Source organism: Ruminococcus hominis (assembly GCF_014287355.1).
GTDB lineage: Bacteria > Bacillota > Clostridia > Lachnospirales > Lachnospiraceae > Schaedlerella > Schaedlerella hominis.
Map to the genome: position 1 here is coordinate 2,824,248 of NZ_JACOPE010000001.1, position 22,272 is coordinate 2,846,519.

Consider the following 22,272-nt stretch of genomic DNA (forward strand, 5'->3'; position numbering starts at 1 on the left):
CACCTCCTAAAAAGATATTATTGTATTATTCATATCGATTGCACGAATATAATTCATCGATTTTGAAATCTTCTTTACAAGTTCTATTCCATGAATATCAAATTCTTCGCTGTCATTTTTATATTCCAAAGGATTAAAATTCACTCCGTTATCTCTGATTCTCAAGTTTAAAATATCCTCTTCCAGACAGAGATTAATATCAATCCAGTTCGAAGATTTCCATCCGAATTTAATAATATTTACCGTCATTTCTTCTGCACACACAGCAGCAAGATTTGCCCTGCTTCCCGATACATTATTTTCTATACAGAATTCCTTGATTTTTCTATGAACATCCTTCGATTCTTCCAATCTGCTTTTAATCGAAAAGTCCAGGTTGATTCCCGGATTCTGCTCTGGAATAATATAAAATGTAGATTCTTTATATTTGATTTTTCTGTATATATTTGCTGCGATCACAGTTAAGAACTCCGTAATAACAAATGAGATTGCAATACCATTGATTCCGATTCCGTCAATCTGTTTCCATACAAAGATTCCGACAAATGTTACCGGAAGTAATACAACTGCATTTTCAAGAAGTGTAACAAAACTTGCGATGGATGTCTCTTCGATTGATTCGTAATAGCTTACCATAAATTTATTCCACAAATACGGTGCTGCACAAAATGCGAACAGACGAAGCGCACTCACCATCTGTGCTCCCAGCTCTCCGCCTCCACTTCCAAATAAAATCGTAATCTGCTCAGTAAATGCCATGATACAGACAAATACCAAAGCCAGAACAATATAGCTGTATTTCAGCATCTTTTTGCAAAGAACATGGATTCCGACAAAATCTTTTTCTCCGTAAAGGATTCCGGCAACATTTGGAATCACACCAATGATTCCTCCTGTTAACATTTCCACGATCATAAGAACATTATCACAAACTGTGAATACTGCCATTCCAACTTCTCCGATCAGGCGCATAATAATCAAGTTCAGCCCGAGTGCTTTCACGAAATTGGTCGCCATGAAAACAAGCATTGGAATTCCCGTTACGATTGCTTCTTTTAGTATTACAAAATCTTTGGCTTTGAGAATTACAAAACTTAAGTTTCGTTTATCTGAACGAATGTAAAGAATGAAAATCACCATTGCTAAAAGGAAGCCGAGTACCGTAGATAATGCTGCCCCTTTAATTCCCATCGGAGTGTATTTAAGGAAAATATAATCGAGCACAAGGTTGATTACATTTGCAGCAATCAGATATGCCGATGCAAGCTCCGGATGATTTTCCGCTCCAAGATAATTCACCATCAACAATCCTACCCCGATTACCGGTGCACCCAGCATGCTTACCAAAATATAATCTCTTGTGTAATGCATTAAAACACCGCCATCTGATACCAGTGCTTTTGCAATTGGATCAGCTGTAAAAAATGCAGCGGCAGAAAAAATAATCCCCACAATAAGAGTCACTGTAAGGGTTGCTGAAAACAGTTTTGAAGCGGTCTCCTTATCACGTCTTCCCAGCATGATACCTGCTGCAATGGAGCCTCCGACTCCAAGACAATAACCAACAAGCTGGATAACTGTTTCAACCGGCAGGCTCATCGTAACCGCTGCCATCGCATCCACACCTATTAAATTACTGACAAAAATGGTATCGACTATATTTCCCAATTGAAGCGCCAGTGACATCATTATTCCGGGAATTATGTATTTATTTAACTTTGTATTTAATAATCTGTTATTCCTCTTTTGCGTCATACTCTCTCCTTTTTCAGTATAATTTTTCCGTTCTATTTATTTTAATAAATTTGTTAAATTATATCACGAATTTTCTGAACATCCAAATTTTATACCGTTCCATTCTTGTTAATTTTCTGACAATAAGAAAGAATGTGCTTTGCACATTCTTGCGCCTGCGGCGGTCGCTTGCGACACCTACATTGTACGCCGCAGTGCGCATCCTTAGCGGAGCGATTTTTATATATTAGGAAAGCACTTTCCTAATATATAAAAACCACCTGAATGGTCAAAAATAATTTCTTCTCCATCCAGGTGCTTTCCTTAAAAACAAATCATTTATTTCCGAAAATAACTGCTATCTTAATTTCTTTTTCTGTATCACTAAGATCAAATTCTCCTCCATCTTCTACCATAACATGCACTTCATATAATGTATCCTCTGTAAGTTTATCCGGCACTGTTTTGTCTTCTTCCTGAATATGCCATAACTCTGCAGGAACTTCTTTTAATTTATTCTCTTTATCATATGCATATAATGTAAATGTATCTGCTTCTCCTGCAATTCCTTTCATTCGTATCGCCACAGTAGTATTTGGATGTACATTTTCTACTGTAATCGTATTCAGCCAGCCTGCAACATTTCCTTTCCCGCCGGCTTCTGTAAATTCTTCTTGTGTTAGTACATTTCTCTTTGCCTTGTCTAAATCTACTTTTCGATAAGGCATCTCCGGCAGATAAACAAATCTGTCCTGCAATCTTAAGAGCTCCAGATATCCAGTCGGGCAATATAATGTATTTCCGCTATTTCCTGCATACATGCCGATTGCCATGTTGTTGTATCCCGGTTTATCTGACACATCCATTGTAAATGCTGTTTCTCCTGTTTCAAAATCTAACATGATGAATTGCCACATGCCACTTTCCATGTCCTGAACATAACCATAGATATAACCTGTCGCTGTAGAAAGCTTCATCATAGATGTATCACGTATATCGTCTCTGCACCAGATACTCTTCATTTCATATCCGTCTTTTGTCTTGATGGTATCAACACGCTCTACTCCCGGCATGACCATCTTATTTCCCTGCTTCAACCAGTTTACATCGTAAATATTTTCATAGGTCTGTATAGAAGAATCGTTGTCTGCGTCCGCAAGTTTTGCACTTCCGGCTCCAAACCAGTTACATACGATTGTGCTGACTGTACCTTCTCCGTTATCATATACCATTGCTGAATTTTCTACCGACACCTGCATATTTTCCGGAAGCTCATCGATTACCGGCATGCTCGCCACTATTTCCCCGGTCTTCATATCTAATGCCAACAGATTTACCGGATCCTGATTATCTGTAAACATAACTAATTTGCTTGTCAGAGATGGGGAACATCCACCTCCCCAGGCAAGACCTCCGCCTGTAGTTTCATCTCCTTCTTTGCTGTCTTTCGCTCCCACACTTTCATATGGGGTGCACCACTGTACCTGTACACCATCTTTTGCATTTAATAAATAACATTTTTGATTCGTTAATATAACTGCACCTTCCTTTGACGATGCAATTCCATTCTCTGCACCTTCGCCAGGCTCTAATTCATATACAAATGTAGATTCTTTCAGATCAACATGTTCTCCCTTTAAGATGGCATCAATTGCTTCCCTTGAAATATATCCCATTGCACCTTGCTGTTTACGTTCCGGATAAATACGGAAACCACCTGTGGCAAACCATAAATTTCCTTCATAGTCAAAAACTACAGATAATAAGTTCTGATCCAATGTTTTCCCTGTAATTTCTTCTGCCGCTGCTTTAATATCAATATCCAGCACTTTTTCAAATTCCGGAAGGACATTTCCCGCATCATCTGTTGCTTTCAACATAAGCACATGGTTGTTGCTTGTCGGACATACCAGGCGATTGCTCTCATCTACAAATGAATATGAGCTTTGTATCACATATCCTCCGCCATCATGCTTTGCCGGTGAAAAATAACCTTCTGTCTGTGCTTCATCCGCATTAATATCACGGATAGCCAGTCCCCCCTGCAATGGAACAACAGCGTGTCCATATGTATCAAAAAACACCGCCGGAGATGCATTTTTATTTACCGTTTCATAAGAAACATTTATCTCCGGATAAATGTCAACCGGTAATACTTCATCTGTCGTATCTGAATTATAACAGTCATGATGAATATTGGCATCGCTCTTTGCCATATATGGATTATCGTCAATTGCTTTTTCAGTAAGTGGTTTAATTGGAACAACTGCATTTTCTTCTGTTGTCTTCTGCTCTGATTTTGCCTCCTCTGTCTTTGGTGTACCATTTGCACATCCCGATGTGATCGTAGCTGCAGATATAATAAACGCTAATAGTATTTTTCTTCCTTTCATTTATACTTTCCTCCTTTTTCCAGCCTTTGTCATCTACTGCTTTTATTATAAAAAAACACTTCTCGTTTTCAATCGCTCTGTCACGAATAGTCAAAAAATAGCACGAATTGTAAATCCGCCCCGTAGTTTGTCTATCTGTTTTATGTTAAAATAAACGCATGAGAGAAAGCTTTTATATATTTCTTATTTTGAAAGGGGGCATACATAATGAACAACATTCTTCGCCCGACACTTGAACTTACTGTAATTATCCCTGGAATGATTCTTGCCTATCTTCCTGTAAAATCAACACTAAAAATATCTCTTACAAAACTAATTGCCTGGCTTTTTCCTCTTCTAATTGCACTCTGCATTTTGGGAGGTATATTATGCTCGGCTTTACAGATTAAGACAGCTCCCATTCTCTTTTTCCTATTATTGTTCCTCATGATGATCTATCATAAAACTCTTGCGATTTCTATTTGGAAATCTTTTAGCATTTTTCTTGCGATTTGTGCTGTTTTTTCTTGCGTGAATAGTTTTTCCCGCGCAATAAATGCAATTATAGATTTGCATATACCTGCCTCAAAAAATATACTCTGGTTTCAGATTGGCACAGGAATCATCTATAACATTATCTGTATTTTATTCCTTTTAGCCGTCTGGTATCCTGCCACTCATACTGTCCGAATCATGATCGATGATGATAATTTTGCTCAGACCTGGTATGTATTCTGGATCTTACCGCTTATATTTATCGGACTGAATCTGTTCATGGTCCCAAAATACGATGGCACCTTATATACCGGACGGATTTTACAGATATATATTGTTGTCAGCCTTGTTCTGTTAATCATTCTTGCATTATTTTATGCTCTGTTTTTATTAATGGCAAACAGTCTAAACCAAAATGCACGGCTTCAACAAGAAAACTATCTTCTTTCAATCCAACAGGAAAGATATACTAACCTCTGCAATGCAATCGAAGAAACACGTCAGGCACGACATGATATGCGCCATCATTTTCTTCAGCTATCCTCAATGGCTGAAGCCGGAGATTTAGAAAAAATAAAAGAGTATCTATATAATGTAATCCAGAAAATCCCGACTATGCATATGCATTTTTGTAAAAATCAGGTCATCGACAGTGTGATCAGCTATTATTGTGCACTGGCTGAACGTAACACAATTCCTTTCCACGTGCAGATTGATCTTCCGGCACAAATTTCAGTCGATGAAACAGACTTTTGTCTTGTTCTTTCTAACCTGTTAGAAAATGCATTGGAAGCCAGCTTGAAGACCGCAAAATTCAGACAACGGATCGATATCAAAATCTATCGACATGCTTCTAATCTTGTTTTAATTCAAATTGAAAATGCGTTTGATGGTAAAATCCAGCAAAAGCATGGCATTTTTCTTTCTTCTAAAAGAAATGAAAATGGTATCGGAATTCAATCTGTCCGCCACATTGTTGAAAAGACTGGCGGTGGATGTAATTTCACGTATGATAATGGAATATTTACAGCTAAAATTATGCTTCGTCCTTGTATCAATTCATAAAATTTATAAAAAGAAATGGCCGGAACTTCAAAATTCCAACCATTTCTTTTTTATCTTATTCTTCTTTCTTCTTGTTATCTCTTAAACTAATGACAAGCTCATAAACATCCGGACGGCGTTCTTTCAAATGTTCATCCAGACGATGTCTGCGTTCCTTAAATCGTTGAGCAAGCTCTGGATGTTCCTGTGCAATACGGTCATGTACTTCTTGTCTGTGCTCTTCCAAACGCGCTGCAAGTGTTCTTTCATCTTTTCCGGAAATATTTACAATTTCTTTCAAATGTTCCTCAAGATGCTCCAGCCACTCATCTTCATCAAATGCATCCATGTGTGACCAGCTTCCATGCAGCAGTTTCTCCATATCTCCACTTTTTTTCAACTGCTCGATCTGTCGTGCAATCTGCTTTTCAATCTCATCTTCTGAATTCGAGCCAAATGCCCAAACAAATTCCTGTACACGATTGTCTACACGCTTTCTTGAAGCGCTGCGCTCTTCATTATCCACCCCATCCTCTAAAGGATATGGCCTGTTAATTCCCATATCTTTTAATGCGATATGTGTTGTTCTTCGCACACAACCTTCTCTGATAAGATATCCTAACCCCAGTTTTCTCATCTGCTCATTCAATCCCGCAATGTGCTCCGTTATATAAAAACGAACCCCCTGTGCTTTCAGAGATGCGTAAAGATTTCCAAGCCTTTCCGCTGCTGTGATATCCATACTTCCGATACCGCTTGCATCTAAAATTACTGCCTTCGTATCTTTCTTTTGTTCCAGTGCATCCTCTATATCCTGCTGTAATACCTGCACGTTTGCGAAAAAAAGATTGCTGCTAAAACGATAGATTAAAACATCTTTTATTGCATGAATCTGACTACTTTCATTTAAATCCCGGAAATGTCTGTGCCCCGGCTGAATCCCGAGAAATCCTCTCGCCGGCTTAGATGATCGGATTATCATTTCTGAAAATGATAAAATAATTCCTATCAATACACCATTGATCGTCCCAAGAAAAAGTACTCCTACAAATGCACCTGCGAAAATAAAAAATTCTGTCCGGCTGACTTTCCACAGCTTCGCCGCAAGATGAAATTCTGTCGCACCTAGCAGTGCTGAAATCACGATGGCTGTAAGCACCGGAATCGGAAGATACCCTATAAATCCAGTTCCACAAAGCAGCAAAATCAACATAGACAAACCTGCAACAATACTCATTACCTGCGTTTTCCCCTGGTATTGTTCCCCCATCGCAGTTCTTGAAACAGAACCATTGATTGGACAACATCCGGTAAAGGCTGCCGCCATATTGCCCGCTGCGAATGCTAAAATCTCCTGATTGTCATTAATCCGATATCGGTTTTTCTGTGCGAAATTATTTTCTGCAAGCAATGTTTCTGCCATAATGACAACCGCAACCGATAAACTAATCGTAATTACTTCACGGATCGGAACAACTGTAAAGTCCGGAATATTCCACTTTGGCAGTCCCGGTTCAACCGCATCCAAGGTTTTAATTCCCCACGCTGTCATTGGAAGCATGTTTGTAAGAACTGCACCTAATACCATTAACACTACCGCCATCGGGAACTTCGGTACAAGCTTTTTCGCTACAAGTAAAATCACAAGAGAGACACTCCCAAGTACAAGTGACGGCATATTGAATTGTCGGACAGCTTTGATAATATGTTCCGCCAGTTCCAAGAATTCGCCGGTTCCTGCACTTCCGCCCATAAGCTTTGGCACCTGCATCAAAATAATCGTTGTACAAATACCGGTAATAAATCCACCCATCACCGGCTCTGATATATAATTGACAAGCTTTCCTGCATGCATTAAATAAAATGCAAAAAGCCACACAGCCACAAAAAATGTCAGCACCGGAACAACTGCGAGAGCTTCTTTTGAACCGCCTTCTATGTTCATTCCTAATAAAGCTGAACCAACTAAAGCTGCCGGTGCTGCATCCACACCAAATACAAATTGTGGTGATGTCGAAAATAATGCAAATAAAAGGATTGGAAATACTGAACCATATAATCCATATACTGCCGGAAGACCTGCTATTTGTGCATATCCCATAGAAATCGGGATTGACACTGCCATAATGATCAACCCAGTAATTACATCATGTACTAAATTTTCCTTATTATATTTTCGAATCGTGGGTGCCAAGGTAATATTTGCAAGCTTCATTCTATGTCATTCCCTTCTTAGCTTTTTATTACATACTTTGGATAAATAAAACGCCTAATGTTCCCGGACCACAATGGCTGGAAATGACGCCGCCAGCCCTTGTTTCTAATATTTCAGAGAAAACACCCAAATTTTCCAAATAAGAATGTACTTCCTCTACTATTGTGCGATCACAACCAGAATGCGTAATAAAAACTCTGTTCGGTCTTGCCGCTTTCAAATCATCCTCCATATCCTTGACATACGTCATAATTGCAGAATTGATTTTTCCACGATATTTTTTTGAAGCATTCATTGCACCATTCTCTACTACGATTTTAGGATGCAGTTTTAAAACGCCCCCTGCCATAGCTGAAACCGCATTGCAGCGACCGCCACGATATAAATAAGTGAGCGTATCTACAACAAAGCTTGCTCTGACATTCGGTTTTAACGCTTCTATTGCTGAAACAATTTCTTCTACTGTGTGATTATTCTGTGCCATAATAGCTGCCTCTATTACAAGAAGTCCAATCCCTGTAGAAAGATTTGCCGAATCAATTACTGTAATACGATCTTCCGCCTCCAGTTCCTCGGCAGCAATACGCATAACATTCCCTGATGTAGACATACTGCTTGAAATAGAAAAACATACAATTTCGCGCCCTTCATCTATATATGGTTTAAAAAGCTCAATTGCATCTGTCAATGCCGGAGCTGAAGTTTTTGGTGTTGTTTTATTTTCATCAGACCAGCTATAAATCTGTTCCGGTGTAATATTCTTTCCATCTTCATATTCATCTTCCCCGAGAAGAATATGAAGTGGCAAAATGTCAATATCATATTTTGCAATCAACTCTGGAGAGAGGTCGCATGTGCTGTCAGAAATAATTTTTACCATGTTAAGAATCTCCTTTTTTATAATTTGTTTTTTACATTCTCATTTTTCACATTCAAGTCGAACGTCCGTGAGACTTGGCGCGTGATTCAAGTATAATACTATTATTGTAACTCACTCTCTCCATTAAGCAAACAGATTTTTTTATTATATTTGGTATCTCGACAAAGCAAAAATTACAACTCTCTACATCTTCACTACCGCATCAAGGCAGAGTGTAAGTGCATATTCATATGCGTTTCCACCAAAATTTCGCTCGTCATATTTATTAATATTTTCAAGGCTATCTGCCGTATAAAGTATCATTCCCCAATTTACACCACGAAAAGCCGAACAAGCTGCAAGTGCTGAACATTCCATTTCTACAACAGAACACCCTTCGCTTTTGCGGTATATTACTTTTTCTTTGGTTTCACGATAGAACCCATCCGTTGACCAAGTAATAACTTCTTGATATTTCATACCATGTTCTAGTATAGTTTCTTCAATAGCTTTTCTTGCTCTTTCATTAATTGCCATAAAACGTGAAGGTGGAGCATAGTGATAAGATGTTCCTTCATCACGCAGAGCCTTGTATGGTACAAGAAATGTTCCTTCAGGAAATGTTTCAAGACATCCGCAAGATCCGGCAGAAATTATTTCTCGCACACCATACCCAATCAGCCAATCCAAAATTTGTGTCGCAGAAGCGGCACCTACAGGTGCTTGACAAAGTGTGACCTCTTTTCCCTTATATTTAGCTATGTAAACCGGATAATACTTCGTTGCACTAATAAAATGTGCTACATGTCTTACATCATTCTTACTGGCATATTCTTCAATATACTCTCCTAGAAAGGCAAAAACACATTTTGGTGGAAGTTTAATATCTAAATTTTCATGTGTGGGGTCGATAACCGCATTTTGTTCCGCATCAAACTCCAATATCGGAATTTCATTTTTAAGGATACTCATTTTTCCATCTCCTAGTATTTTGTATTTATCATCTTACTCTAAATCAATCCAATATCTTTGTTCTACTTTACCGTCCTCTTTTTGTTCATTTTCCAATATTCCACCGTTTTTTATAATAGATTTTGCAGAACCAATATTATCTTTATCACACACCATCAAAACTTTTTTGATTCCAATCCTTTTGCATTCTTCTAAGGCAAGCCCAACCATTTGAGTAGCATATCCTTTTCTTCGTTCAGATGGTCTGATTCCGTCGCCAATATGACCTCCATGTGCCAAAAGATATTCATTTAAGTAATGCCTAATATTTACCGCACCAACAATTATGTTTCGTTCCTCATCTAAACAGAAAAATGTCGAGTCAGGAACCAATCCACTTTTAGGCTCGCTGGTTTCCAAATTCCTCAAATAATAATCAAAATCATCGTAGTTGTTTTTGAAGATAGCCCCTGGTGAACAATTCACTTCATGAGTATCGTTATATTCTTTCCATTCTTTGAGCATCTCAATAATTTGCTCCTTATATTCGTAACTTCCTTTTATCAGTTTAATCTGCAACAGAATCACCTCTCCAATTCACATTTACTCAATAGAAAAATTATGTTATTTCACTTTATCCATAATTATACACAAACCAACGTCATTGTAAAGCAAAAAGTCCTTAGCCATGAGTTTCATACCCACAGCTAAGGACTTTCGGCATTTTGTAGTTGTTATATATTATTCAAACTCTTTTTTGCCAAGTTGTTTTATGATGTTTTTCATTGGTTTGGATGGTGAAAATCAGGAAGTTTTGTCTGATTTCTACCTATTGTGTGGATTTTCGAGAGATTATATTGTCATTTTGTTGTCACTGACGATATCAATAAAAGCCTTTATGGCTATTCTGAAAATCAGTTCCCATAATTCTCTCAATCGAATGGTGATTCCCAAACTTCTTTAAACATCATGTCAGGTAAGTCAGGGAAAAATTTGTTATCATTAAATGCATTAACTATGTCTATGTGTCCTGTAAATTCCGGTTTTGTGATAACATCTGTGATATATTTAAAAATTTTATCCCGATAACCTTCTTCTATAGAATTTACATATGCTATCTTGCCTAAAATTTGACTATTATTCTGATAATCTTTTAACTTTATTGAACGATAAATCTGCGCTCTCAGATCCTTCTTAAATTTTTTATCCACATGAATACTATCATCATTTACAGTAATACCCGTAACTGTTTTTTTTACATCATTTGAGAGATATCTTGTCTTTTTATCATTAATTTTAAATCCTTCATCAGCAACAATATACTTAATAAACTTCTCAACCTTATTCAAAAGTGTTCTATTGTTCGACGAAAAAGTTAAATCATCTGCATAACGAGTATATACTATATCTTTTCTACTACAGTAACCATTAATTCTTGCATCCATATGATAACAGACTAAATTTGCAATATACGGAGATGTAACTGCACCTTGCGGTAAATAACCATCATATGTACATAAGTTGGCTAAAACGCCTGCGACTTTACTATTATAACCTATATTACAAAACAATCTGTACACCTGTTGTTCTGTTATTGTTCCAAAGAAATTTGTAATATCCATTTCTAAGAGAAAAATATTCTTTTTATGTCTCTCTGCATTTTCTCTCAAACCGTTTTTATGTGGAATAAATGCCATCGCTTGCTCTGATACATAAATTTTCTCCAGAATTTCTTTCAAAATCCATCTTTGCACTACTTTCAAAGATAAGCTAGGAACATTCAAAGTTCTTTCCGTTTTATCTTTTTTGGGTATCTTCTTCTCGAAATAACAATACTTCTTTTTATAGGTCAAAAAATATAGTAACTGTTCCGTTACCGATAATTGTTCACACAAATGTTCAAATGAATTTATTACTGGAACACCTAAAGTATTTAATACCACACTATTTCCAATATTCAAATAAATCACCTCATTCTTACTCAATATATTTTCGGGTAAAACAACGGGGGAGTTCCACTATTGTGGAAGTTCACCGTTGTTTTAGCTGAGTTCATGTAATTATTATTCTCACGAGGTCGAAACAACCCCTAGTTGCTATGTATGCATATTAACAACAATTCTAAGAATGAGGCGATTTATAGAATTCATTGTGCATCAACTCAACTCTTATTCTATCACACAATCCAGCTCTTGTACATTCAGTTATCATTAATTTCATCGTTTCAAACCCAATATTAGTTAATTTATATGACGAATACTGTTCTCCTGTAATTTTTACTATTTTCTTATCTTGAAACAGCAATTTTAAAGCCGCATTAAATAGTATTTTAAAATCATCATATACTACTTTTTCTTTATCCGAAATATAACCAATTATTTCCACAAGTTCTTGTGAATTTAAGGTTTTAAAAAAATAGAGTAACAATTGTATAAAATAGTGCATTCCAACAATAGTTGTTAACTCAATCATACTGTTCTTATTGCTACTCAATTTATTTTTCTCCCTTATATCTCTGGAGAGTCTCTTTGTAAAGTCCAACTCATCCTGCCCATATTCAATAACATTAAGCTTATTTCTTTTCTTCAAATATTTTATTGGTCCAAGCATAATAAAACTCTTATGTTTCGCTAAATTTTTATCCACTGCTGCAATTACTTTATCTACAGTATATTCATTGTTAGTAAATGCCCCCAGTTCAACCAAAGAGCCTGCACTTTCACAAATAATAACAATCACATGAGAATTACTCGCTAAAAACTGCTCGTAGCTTAATAAATCAGCATCCTTTGTTTTATTCAGAATCTCTATCAATAAATCTTCCGGATAAAATATTTTAAGTGGCTTATACCATAATGTCTTTTTTTCATTCTCAAGCAGTGTTCTCACTTTATCTCTTAAAGACTTATAATCCCTATTACTTGCACCTCCACATAGAAATACAACTATGTATTGCTCTCTAAATTTGCAATATATCTGCCGATAAATCTCTTCGACTATTTTACATATATCTTTATTATATTTTGTATTCTGTTCTTTCATAAAATATATAACCTCATCTTGTACTAAACTGCATCTTAAGGTTCAATATTATCTTTAAATATGTGTTTCTACAACTCCCAATACTTATTGATCACTGGTAACTCTCGTTTAAATAGCTGTGTAAATGTAATTATCTTGGTTCCTATCTGATTCAATAATATTCCACAAATATCCTTTTTTCCCAAAAAGCCTTTCCCTATATCCGTACCTTTTTCTAGCAACTCGATATTCTTATATAAAAGTTCTTTTATCCTCTCTTGAACTTCTGGAAATACCACCAATGTCATTTTATCTTCATATACTATTTCAGAAACTTTTTGTACGGTTATATCTTTGTTATCTTTCTTAGTGAAAATCCCTACGCCTGTAGGCGTTGCCAAAAAGCAATTCATATCCGTTGTTATGGTTTTACCTGATGATAATCTAAATCGGTCTTTAAGTGTAGTCTGACATTCTATGCTTGCTGAATGAGCTGGATTCCTTTGTGCTTCTTCAATTGATGGAATCACAAAATCAATAATCGTTTTACCTTCCCTTTCTTGTTGCTGTGATTTATTCCGTATTCCACATATATCCAGCAACTTTTGTAAATGATTCTCGAAAGCAGCACCAGCTCTTGATTTTGAACTTTGATAAATCGAAAACGAAATTAAATGTGTAATAGGATTCATCCTTGAAGAAACCTTTTCAAGAAAAACTTCTTGAGTTATTTTTTCATCCTTAACTTCATAGTATATTTCATCTAGTTCATTAATCAATTTTCTGGTATTTGGATAACTATCATCCAATGTTCCATATATATTCTTTCTATAGTAAGGTAAGGCATTCGTTAATAGCTTATCTGTGCATTCTTTATAATAATCAAGCTCAAGGAACAACAATTCTTTTAAAATTGTATCTGCATCATTTTCGATATCAGAAGGTTCCAACTCATGTCCTATATTAACAACATACCTCCTATATGCCTCTGCTGACATTTGTTTTTCACTTAACAAAAATTGTCCACGAACAACATTAATCAGTCCTTGTGTTCCCTGCAATTCTTTCTCTACACCACCTTCTATATCTTTCTTTTTAAACGCATTATCAGGATCCTTCTCGTATAAGTTCACCCATTTTTTTATAGTTCCAATAGATGCTCCACACTCTAATGACGCTTTTTCTACAGAAATTTCTTTTTCAACAATTCTTTTACAAATTTGATATTTTATTTCTTTTGCATACACCATAAGTTATTTGTCTCCTTTAAATTAACTCATAAGTCTTCGGCTCTGGAAACAGCAAGTCCAAATCCTTCGGAAATATCTTAAACGGAAAACCATGATCTCTTACCGTACCATTTTCTTTCCTATGCATTATGTAATCTACTGTAATTATTCCTTCATCTATTAACTGCGGAAATAAACTTGCATTTGGATTCTTGGTATGAACAATTTTGTCATATCTAAAAAATTCCTGTCCGTTTTCTATCTTGCTCGTAGCTTTTACCCAAAATGTTTCCTTATGCTTTTCCAATAGTCTCTGCTTCAATAACAAGAAGCTCCATTGTGCCACATAACGCCTTACCACATCATCTTTAGTGTAATAATTTATCAGCAAATCATTATCTACGTCCACTTCCAAATACAACCCCTGAGGATTCGGCACATTGGCTCGCAAAGTACAATTCAAATCAAATCTTTGAGAACCATCTTTTTGTTCTGCCCAATAACCATATGTATCAAGCAGTTTTACTCTATCCATACCTCTACTATTTGCCCAGTCAGGTACCTGCGTAAACAAATTTACTCTGTTGCTTGTCTTTGGCTTGTTATATGTTGATGTCCTACTTGCCTTTAATTCTATTCCCTTATAATCCGGTAATTTCGAAGGATTTCTTGATATTCCCAAAGCATTCTCAAGAGTATCTCCCACACCAGGAGCTCCTACTGTAATACTAGGCAAAAATCCTCGATTATGAATTTCCTGAATCTTCGCTAATAACTCTTTCGCAATAGCATTATCATCATCAACAAACTGCTGAATAACTTCTCTAATAAAACCCGAATTCATTGATTCAACAATTTCTTCATTAGATAAATTCAGCACATACATATTTCCTTTGTTAGCCAATACAGCTAACAAGTTACATGGTACGCAATACTGTTTCAGATTATAAAACCATATTCTAGGATCCCCCTGCTTCGTTATTGGTCTATATAAAGAAGCCTCTGTTTCTATCATCCTATCTGGTGTTAAATAATAAGTTTTTACCAACGCTTTAAATTTAGGACCTTGTTTTTGTTCTGCATAATTATGAATACCCGCTTCCCTTAACATTTCCCTTAATGGTAACGTCGCATCCATAATAGATTTTTGGTATCCTGTCGGTGTTGGTACCAAAAATGCCACTTGTAAACCTACATTAGCAAAGAATGGTAAAAAGCCTCTAATAGGCGTATCTGACATTTTCAACATATTGCTCACTCTTCTTTCTCTTAAAATAGCGCAAGGCAACCCGAAACATTCGGATTGCCTTGTAATTGCTATACCTCTAAAACTCTCATTATTTCAGTTGCTATCGCCCTCGCTAATAATGGCGGTACAGCATTTCCAACTTGTGAATACTGAGGAACTTCTACACGTCTTCGCAATCCGCCGGTTGTCCTTTTCCCCAAAAACTCAAAACTATCATCAAACGACTGCATCCGTGCCAACTCTCTTACTGTAAATGTTCTCGGTTCAAATGGCGAAATATAGTCATCCGCAATAGTCATAACTGTAGCTGACGGTCTAGTTCTATCCAATCTAGTGCGAATATTCTTTTTGGTTAGCAGAATATCTGTATTTTCTCTACTAACATTGCCTGCTCTAAATAGTTCAACAACTGCTTCAGCATCAATCCCCATCTTCTCTACACAATGCGCTATCAATGCAGGAGAATTTGCAATATCTATTCCTTCAGACATAACACGATTTTTTAATGCCGCTCCATCTTCTCCTTCTCTGAAAAGTGCAAATCGTTCAGAAATGATTTGCTGATGTGTAGATACTTCATTATTGTGTATAATTCCATTACTGCTAATTGTATTTCCATTAATGTCTGGTGTACGTCCTTCTCTTGACCTCACTTGAAATTCGTTATCATTTATATGTACCTGATTACGAACATTGTCATCCCGAATCAAGTCACTTATAGCATCTGTAATAGTTAAAGCCGTTTCATCAGTATGTGTTGCTTCTGGATATGCAGGAGCAACCATATCATTCCTGTACGCCATAACAATTATTCGATTTCTCCTCTGCGGCACACCATAATGAGCCGCATTTAAAATTCTCGGTTCTAATGTATGATATCCTATCAAATCAAGTTCATTTCGGAGTATATCTGGCACTAATTCCCCATCCTCATATTGATGTCCTGTCGCACCGACAAAGCCATAAAATCTTGTGTCTGTGAATCCTGTTACATTCTCTAAAACAACATACTTTGGACGCACTTCACTAATTACTCTAACATATTCTCTAAACAACATATTTCTTGGATCATTAGGATCTCTTCTCCCAGCCCTACTAAATCCTTGGCAAGGTGGACCTCCAAATATTGCATCTATCTCTGGAATATCCTGTCCTCTAAATATCTCCAAATTCTGAATGGATTCTCTAATCATATCTCCATTCAGTTCCCTTATATCTCCTCTATGGAAATAAGTATTTACACCTTGATGTAATCCTAACTGTTCGTGTCTATTCATGTATGTTCGCTGAACATCAGAATTAATGTCACTAGAGAAAAGAATATGAAATCCTGCTTGAATAAGACCTTCACTCATTCCACCAGCACCACAAAACAAATCTATTGCATAAGCCATTATCGTTTCCTCCTTATCCATAATTCTATCATCTGCATCACAAAATGTCCAGGACTTTATGTTCTTATATTCTAGAACATATGTTCTATTTTGTCAATCTGAGTTTTAACTATTTTGATAATACATTCCTTACATTTGCTTGCAAACATACAGAATATATTATAACAGAATTTTATTCTGTTTTCCACAAAATTTTCCTATCAGTTACTGTTAAGTATTTTCTATCACCTTCCTCTCCCAACATCCTTGACCTTTTCCCCAAGCCATTCCATAAACTTCTCGAGCAGATTAATCCCGCCAATCACAAACTGTTTCATAAACTCATATGCCTTTTCCAGCTTGTCCTTTAGGCTATGATTTTCCTCCCGCAATATCTGATTCTGATACCTCAGTTCTATTACATGCTCCTTCAGATAATCATCTCCATCGACCGAACCCAGCAGTTCCTTTTTAAGTCTTTCCGCCTCCTCAAGCTCAAATTCAGCCCGTTCAGTCTGTAATTTTGCAGTATCCGATATCATCATCCATTTGTCTGCCTCTTTTTTCGCCACCTCAATTTTCTTCTGTTTATCCGTGAGCTTATCAACATTCTCATAATATTCCAGCCGTAATTCAGAATTCTTTAAGCGTAAATTCGTTGTTTCCGACTGCAATTTCTGGTTTTCAGATATGGTATCGTCAAGCTTCTTTTGAGCCTCAGACTGTTCTTTTCTGAAATCATCTCGCTTACTTTCAATTTCTTTTTCCAGAGACTCAATCCGTTCCTCTTTTAATTCCAGAACAACCTGTGCACCCTCTATCTCTTCCTCAAGTGCAGCCACTTCTTTTGCCCGCTCCTGCTTCTTATAATTCAGTACGGATAAATGCTTATTGTGTGTATCTTTCTTTTTCCAGTCAATTCCGTACCGGCTCATAATCAGAGCAAGATCATCTTTCTCTGCCTCCGTCCACTGCTTCCATTCGGTGTTCCCTTTGCCTTCGCTTACAAATCCTCTGGTAGCAAGTGCCGCCTTAAGACTTGTCTTTGTCTCCAAGCCTCTCTTGCAGCCGGATACCCAAGGGATAAAATTCAGATGCAAATGTGGCGTTTCTTCATCCAGATGAATATAGGCACCAATCACATAAAGCTGTGGATTGCGAAATTGAAACTTTTTCACATAATCCTTCATCACCCATGTTGCAACCTCTGCAGAATAACTACCTACTCCTGTATCATCCCTATTGCCTATCTGAACGATAACCTCATAAAATAATTTTTCCTGCTTGCTTCGGGAAATCTTATCATAATAACTTTTAATTTGCCTGTCCTTGCGTTTCTGTTTTGCATTGTATTCCTTAAGCGCCTTGTCAAACAATTTATGATAAGCCTGCTTAATATCCTCATGGATAAGCGTGATATTATTCTTGATACGGCTGGCATCTACATTGTCAGCTATAAATCTTCTTGTGTTGTGCCCGATGGAACCTTCCCCATTCATAAAACTGATAGTTCTTTCCATTGTCAAAATTCTCCTCTTTTGGTATGTATATAGGCACCTTCTTCTTATCCGTAATGAGTGCCGGATACGGCACGAAACAGCAGATTTTCCTAGGAAAGTTTTGTTACTTTTGTCAAAAGTAACGCAAAAGCACTTTTGACAGCTTCGCCATCAAAAATGCAGACCCGCAAGCGGGTTTTGCGCTCCTCGCCGGAGTGGCTGTACGGCTCTTCGAGCCGGGTAAAACTCCCTTACGGGAGTTTGTGAGCCACGGATACGCGGCATATCATTTACCATTCACAACTCCGATAAATCCTATGCTAGCTCCCCTAATGAAAACAGTTCACCACATCATGCAGAACTACTTCCTCTGCTATCATTCTTGCCTGAGTTCGTAGCCGATACATTTCCACAAAAGAATTCGACTGCTTTGGTTTATGTTTATGTAACCACTCATTTTCAATATCTTCCAGCAATTCATAAGCTACTTCATTTACTTCGGTTGCTTTGTCATGTAATTCTCCAAATCGTACCAGACTTCTGTATCGCTGCGGATATTCCTTCTGTATGTAATCCATCCACATACGACCATATTTACCAACATCTTTACTGTTCTCCTCTCCACCTAATGTAATCAACGGATAAAATATGCCGTCTTTTTCTATGTATTTCACACCTAATTTTTCAAATAATGTTTCTTCGCTCATAGCAGTCACTTCCTTTATACAAAAATATCTGTTATTCCTCATTTGGTACTGTAAGCTGTTTCATATCTGTCAATGTTCCCAGCTGTTCCTTGAAACCATCCAATATTTCCAGCATGGAACGGATGGGAGTAAGTAACTCCCCATCCATATCCGATGCCTTTTCTATCCTCTCAAGCTCGCGCCCAATTCTTTGCAGATTCTGCCGGAATTGCACTAACATCAGCGGATTACCAGTGGCAACCACCTTTTGATGAAGGACACTCTGGATTATATAATCCTGCTTGGTACGAAATCCGCTGAGTTTCACTCTGTTATTCAGTTCTTCATTTTCCTCTGGTGACATGCGGAACGCTATTGTAACATTCCGCCATCTGTTTTTATCATCTCTATTCTTTTCTGACATTAATTAGTGCCTCCCTTTCCGTTTCCAGTTGTGCTGCCATATCCGTCTGCACCGTTGGAAATAAATGTGCATAATGATATGTGATATCAACCGCCTCATGCCCGACTCTTTCACCTATTGCCAATGCAGAAAATCCTAAATTGATTAGCAATGAAATGTGCGAGTGTCGTAATCCATGAATTCGTATTCTCTTCACTCCTGCAAGCTTTGCACCTCTGTCCATCTCGTGATGCAGATAACTTTTTGAAATAGTGAAAATTCTGTCACCATCCTTTATTCCATAAAATCTGCTGATAAAATTCTCCATCTCTACAGCAAGAAAATCCGGCATGACAATGGTTCTGTTACTCTTTGGTGTTTTCGGGTCTGTAATCACATCTTTGCCTTCCAGCCTCTGATATGACTTATTTATCCGAAGAGTTTTCTTATCAAAATTGAAATCAGCCGGTGTTAGAGCCAGCAGCTCACCTTCGCGAATGCCTGTCCAATAAAGCATTTCAAATGCATAATACGAAATTGGCTTATCTGCCACACACTCTAAAAATGCTTGGAATTCATCCTGCGTCCAAAACTCCATTTCCTTATTTTCTTCTTTACCCATGGTTCCGGCTTTTCGTGCCACATTATCTTTCAGACCATACATATTTACTGCATGATTTAATATGGCACTGAACTGATTATGAATGGTTTTCAGATAGGTAGGGGAGAATAACTCCCCATTATCCTTTTTCAGCTTCATAATCTTATTTTGCCACTGGATGACATCCGAGGTTCGAATATCATCCAGTTTTCGTTTCCCGAAATAAGGCAGTATCCTTGTCTCAATAATGTGCTTCTTTGTCAGAAAAGTATTGCGTTTTATTCTTGGTTCTAAATCCATCAGATAAATATCCACAAAACTTTTGAAGCTCATACTGATACTCTGATCCTCTTTCAACTTGAAATTACGTTCCCATTCAAGGGCTTCGCTCTTCTTGGCAAATCCCCTCTTGGTTTTCTGTTTCCTTGCTCCGGTCAAATCCTTATAATAGGTTCTCACCTCCCACATTCCAGTCTTTTTATTCTTGATAACCGCCATCTATCCCACCTCCTTATCCGTAGATAGCCCGTAGATTCGCTTCATAAAATACTGTGTACTGACACGTCCTTTTATTATCACGAATCCATCAGCCTCAAGTTCTGCATTTAGCCGTCGTATCAGTTTATAGGAATACGATAGTGAAACTCCCAGCATTTCCATGACATCCTGTGCTGTCAAAAACCTCTTGTTCTCCATAAGCTAATGCCTCCTCTCTTTCGTTTTATTATTCAGTTCATTTCTGAACGGCTGTGTTGTGTATTATATTAACAGTTCATTTTTGTACTGTCAATATTTTTTATAGAAAACATTTCACTTTTGCACTGTTGATGATATAATATATGCAGATGCATGTTTTTTACCTCGTATCTTCATGCATGGTACAACACTCATTACACGAATAAGGAGCAGTAAAATGGGCGAGAAATTCACCAGCCGTGTAGGCTATTTGATTCGAAATTTCAGAATTGCATCCGAACTGACGCAAAAGGAATTAGCAGATAAATGTGGATTAAACGAATCCACCATTCGAAACTATGAACTTGGAAACAGATATCCGGATGAAGCAACTTTATTAAATATTGCAAGAAATCTAGGGGTCAGCTTTTATGCATTAGCTGACCCTGATGTAGCAAATATATTCAGTGCACTTCATGTGCTGTTTGATATTGAATGGGCATATGGATTACGGCCCACTATAAAAGACGGAGAAGTTTGCTTTAAATTTGAAGAGCGGCTTCCAAGTGCCGGTCCCCGCCCACAGAAGGATCTTGATAACTTCAAGAAGATGGTTGAGTATTGGGCACGCCTACGAGACAAGCTGGAAGATGACGAAATAACCGAAACGGAATATTATCTCAAAGAGATAAAATTTCCGATGAATCCGATAGATTCGGATAAGGAATATACTGTTTCATTAAATCTTGACGATGACGACCAGCTATTGGTTCAGAATATGAATGAGGATGAAAAGGCTGGAGAAACTGCTGAGTTGTTAAAAGACTTGTTCCCAGATTTCTCTTATGTGAAGAGAAAGAGGAAACCGAAGAAGGAATAAACCGAAAGGACATAATTATGGATAAATTACAATATGATAGTTTTTACAAATTTCTCGTTTCACTAGGCATGCTACTGATTACATTACCTGTTTTGGCATTCCTTTATGTACTTAATATGGACTGTAAACTCATAAGCCAAAGTGATTACGATAATCTGTCCCCAATTTCAATTCAAAGAATACAAAATAATGAGAATTTACTTGATTTTACAACTACAATTATGCCTGCAGCTTCTATTGTGCTTATCGTAACAGGTCTAACCTTAATAATTATTGGATGTTGTAAATGGTATAGTATTCAAAAAGAACTTGACGAACAAATAAAATCCGATACAATTACTAAAAAGATTAATGCTACACAATTAAGTTCTTCAGAATCTGTTGAGAAAGCAGCTAATGAAATATCTGCCGAGCAAAATGCTTCAACAAATGTTTCATCTGATAGAGTTGTAAAATACATGCAAATAGAGGATAAATGTTATAACTATTTTTCCAATAAGTTTTCTCACAGATATCTTCTCAAACAGAACTTACGCATAGGCAGATTCGAATACGATATTATTGCTCTCTCAAAGCGTACTAAGAATGACTTAATTTTTGAAATCAAATATTGGACCGTTAATACCATTACAAATAATAGACTTGAACATTTGATAAGTAATGTTAAATCTATGTGTGATAACTATAAATCTATCACAAGCCACAACTGCGAGTCTGTGATAGTAATCGTCGCACCAAAAGAAAAAATAGAGAAAGTTAAAAGTGCTTGTCTCAACTACTTTAATAATTACAAAAATTCTGTTTTAGAAAATATAAATTTCGAATTCTTTGCTGAAGAAGATCTATAAAAGATTTCTAATCCCTTTAAGGATTATTTTCTCAATGATAAAGACAAGCTATAGGAATAAAAAAGATTGGACTAATTCTTGTAAACCATCTCCAAAATCTAATTTTTCAATATTATTGTCATTTGATTGTCACGCAAC

Annotated in this window: 19 protein-coding genes; 3 read left to right on the forward strand and 16 right to left on the reverse strand. The window is 36.8% G+C overall.

Going from position 1 to position 22,272, the window contains the following annotated elements; all coding sequences use genetic code 11:
- Window positions 1-6 precede the first annotated feature (6 nt).
- Both H8S40_RS12630 and H8S40_RS12635 read right to left on the reverse strand, forming a co-directional pair.
- Complete coding sequence (locus tag H8S40_RS12630) at window positions 7-1,755, reverse strand: MATE family efflux transporter (protein ID WP_186865346.1); 1,749 nt, start codon at window positions 1,753-1,755, stop codon at window positions 7-9.
- A 314-nt stretch (window positions 1,756-2,069) separates the two neighbouring features.
- On the reverse strand, window positions 2,070-4,127 hold the full coding sequence (locus H8S40_RS12635) for a hypothetical protein (RefSeq protein WP_186865347.1): 2,058 nt from the start codon (window positions 4,125-4,127) through the stop codon (window positions 2,070-2,072).
- A gap of 207 nt (window positions 4,128-4,334) precedes the next feature.
- Between H8S40_RS12635 and H8S40_RS12640 the strand changes: the two genes are divergently transcribed.
- The gene (locus tag H8S40_RS12640; protein ID WP_186865348.1) at window positions 4,335-5,666 is read left to right on the forward strand and encodes a sensor histidine kinase; all 1,332 of its coding nucleotides are present in this window, start codon (window positions 4,335-4,337) and stop codon (window positions 5,664-5,666) included.
- A gap of 55 nt (window positions 5,667-5,721) precedes the next feature.
- Here the strand turns inward: H8S40_RS12640 and H8S40_RS12645 are convergent, their stop codons facing one another.
- The 14 genes from H8S40_RS12645 to H8S40_RS12710 all read right to left on the reverse strand — a co-directional run bounded on the left by H8S40_RS12645 (window position 5,722) and on the right by H8S40_RS12710 (window position 20,427).
- Window positions 5,722-7,860, reverse strand: coding sequence for a SulP family inorganic anion transporter (locus H8S40_RS12645; protein WP_186865349.1), 2,139 nt, complete (start codon window positions 7,858-7,860; stop codon window positions 5,722-5,724).
- Between the two features lie 28 nt (window positions 7,861-7,888).
- Window positions 7,889-8,740, reverse strand: coding sequence for a DegV family protein (locus H8S40_RS12650; RefSeq protein ID WP_186865350.1), 852 nt, complete (start codon window positions 8,738-8,740; stop codon window positions 7,889-7,891).
- 183 nt (window positions 8,741-8,923) lie between these two features.
- The gene (locus tag H8S40_RS12655; RefSeq protein WP_186865351.1) at window positions 8,924-9,691 is read right to left on the reverse strand and encodes a nucleoside phosphorylase; all 768 of its coding nucleotides are present in this window, start codon (window positions 9,689-9,691) and stop codon (window positions 8,924-8,926) included.
- A gap of 33 nt (window positions 9,692-9,724) precedes the next feature.
- Entirely contained in the window at window positions 9,725-10,249 is a 525-nt protein-coding gene (locus H8S40_RS12660) for a GNAT family N-acetyltransferase (protein ID WP_186865352.1), read from the reverse strand.
- A gap of 353 nt (window positions 10,250-10,602) precedes the next feature.
- Window positions 10,603-11,631, reverse strand: a complete 1,029-nt coding sequence (locus H8S40_RS12665) for a retron St85 family RNA-directed DNA polymerase (protein ID WP_186865353.1) — start codon at window positions 11,629-11,631, stop codon at window positions 10,603-10,605.
- A 160-nt stretch (window positions 11,632-11,791) separates the two neighbouring features.
- Complete coding sequence (locus H8S40_RS12670) at window positions 11,792-12,712, reverse strand: retron St85 family effector protein (RefSeq protein ID WP_186865354.1); 921 nt, start codon at window positions 12,710-12,712, stop codon at window positions 11,792-11,794.
- Between the two features lie 68 nt (window positions 12,713-12,780).
- Window positions 12,781-13,941: a type II restriction endonuclease gene (locus H8S40_RS12675; RefSeq protein WP_186865355.1), complete on the reverse strand. Its 1,161-nt coding sequence runs from the start codon at window positions 13,939-13,941 to the stop codon at window positions 12,781-12,783.
- 16 nt (window positions 13,942-13,957) lie between these two features.
- Window positions 13,958-15,169 carry an MvaI/BcnI family restriction endonuclease gene (locus H8S40_RS12680; protein WP_243238341.1) on the reverse strand — a complete coding sequence of 404 codons (1,212 nt, stop codon included), beginning with the start codon at window positions 15,167-15,169 and terminating at the stop codon, window positions 13,958-13,960.
- A gap of 68 nt (window positions 15,170-15,237) precedes the next feature.
- On the reverse strand, window positions 15,238-16,563 hold the full coding sequence (locus H8S40_RS12685) for a DNA cytosine methyltransferase (RefSeq protein ID WP_186865357.1): 1,326 nt from the start codon (window positions 16,561-16,563) through the stop codon (window positions 15,238-15,240).
- 224 nt (window positions 16,564-16,787) lie between these two features.
- The gene (locus H8S40_RS12690) at window positions 16,788-18,062 is read right to left on the reverse strand and encodes a plasmid recombination protein (protein WP_186865358.1); all 1,275 of its coding nucleotides are present in this window, start codon (window positions 18,060-18,062) and stop codon (window positions 16,788-16,790) included.
- 308 nt (window positions 18,063-18,370) lie between these two features.
- Window positions 18,371-18,748 carry a TnpV protein gene (locus H8S40_RS12695; RefSeq protein WP_186865359.1) on the reverse strand — a complete coding sequence of 126 codons (378 nt, stop codon included), beginning with the start codon at window positions 18,746-18,748 and terminating at the stop codon, window positions 18,371-18,373.
- Window positions 18,749-18,779: 31 nt separating this feature from the next.
- The gene (locus H8S40_RS12700; RefSeq protein ID WP_186865360.1) at window positions 18,780-19,151 is read right to left on the reverse strand and encodes a plasmid mobilization protein; all 372 of its coding nucleotides are present in this window, start codon (window positions 19,149-19,151) and stop codon (window positions 18,780-18,782) included.
- Window positions 19,135-20,229 carry a site-specific integrase gene (locus tag H8S40_RS12705; protein WP_186865361.1) on the reverse strand — a complete coding sequence of 365 codons (1,095 nt, stop codon included), beginning with the start codon at window positions 20,227-20,229 and terminating at the stop codon, window positions 19,135-19,137. Before H8S40_RS12705 ends, H8S40_RS12700 begins: the two co-directional genes overlap by 17 nt.
- Window positions 20,230-20,427, reverse strand: a complete 198-nt coding sequence (locus H8S40_RS12710) for a DNA-binding protein (RefSeq protein ID WP_186865362.1) — start codon at window positions 20,425-20,427, stop codon at window positions 20,230-20,232.
- A 217-nt stretch (window positions 20,428-20,644) separates the two neighbouring features.
- Here H8S40_RS12710 and H8S40_RS12715 point away from each other — a divergent pair, with 217 nt between their 5' ends.
- Window positions 20,645-21,286: a helix-turn-helix domain-containing protein gene (locus H8S40_RS12715; RefSeq protein WP_186865363.1), complete on the forward strand. Its 642-nt coding sequence runs from the start codon at window positions 20,645-20,647 to the stop codon at window positions 21,284-21,286.
- Between the two features lie 17 nt (window positions 21,287-21,303).
- Window positions 21,304-22,134, forward strand: a complete 831-nt coding sequence (locus H8S40_RS12720; protein WP_186865364.1) for a hypothetical protein — start codon at window positions 21,304-21,306, stop codon at window positions 22,132-22,134.
- Window positions 22,135-22,272 lie beyond the last annotated feature (138 nt).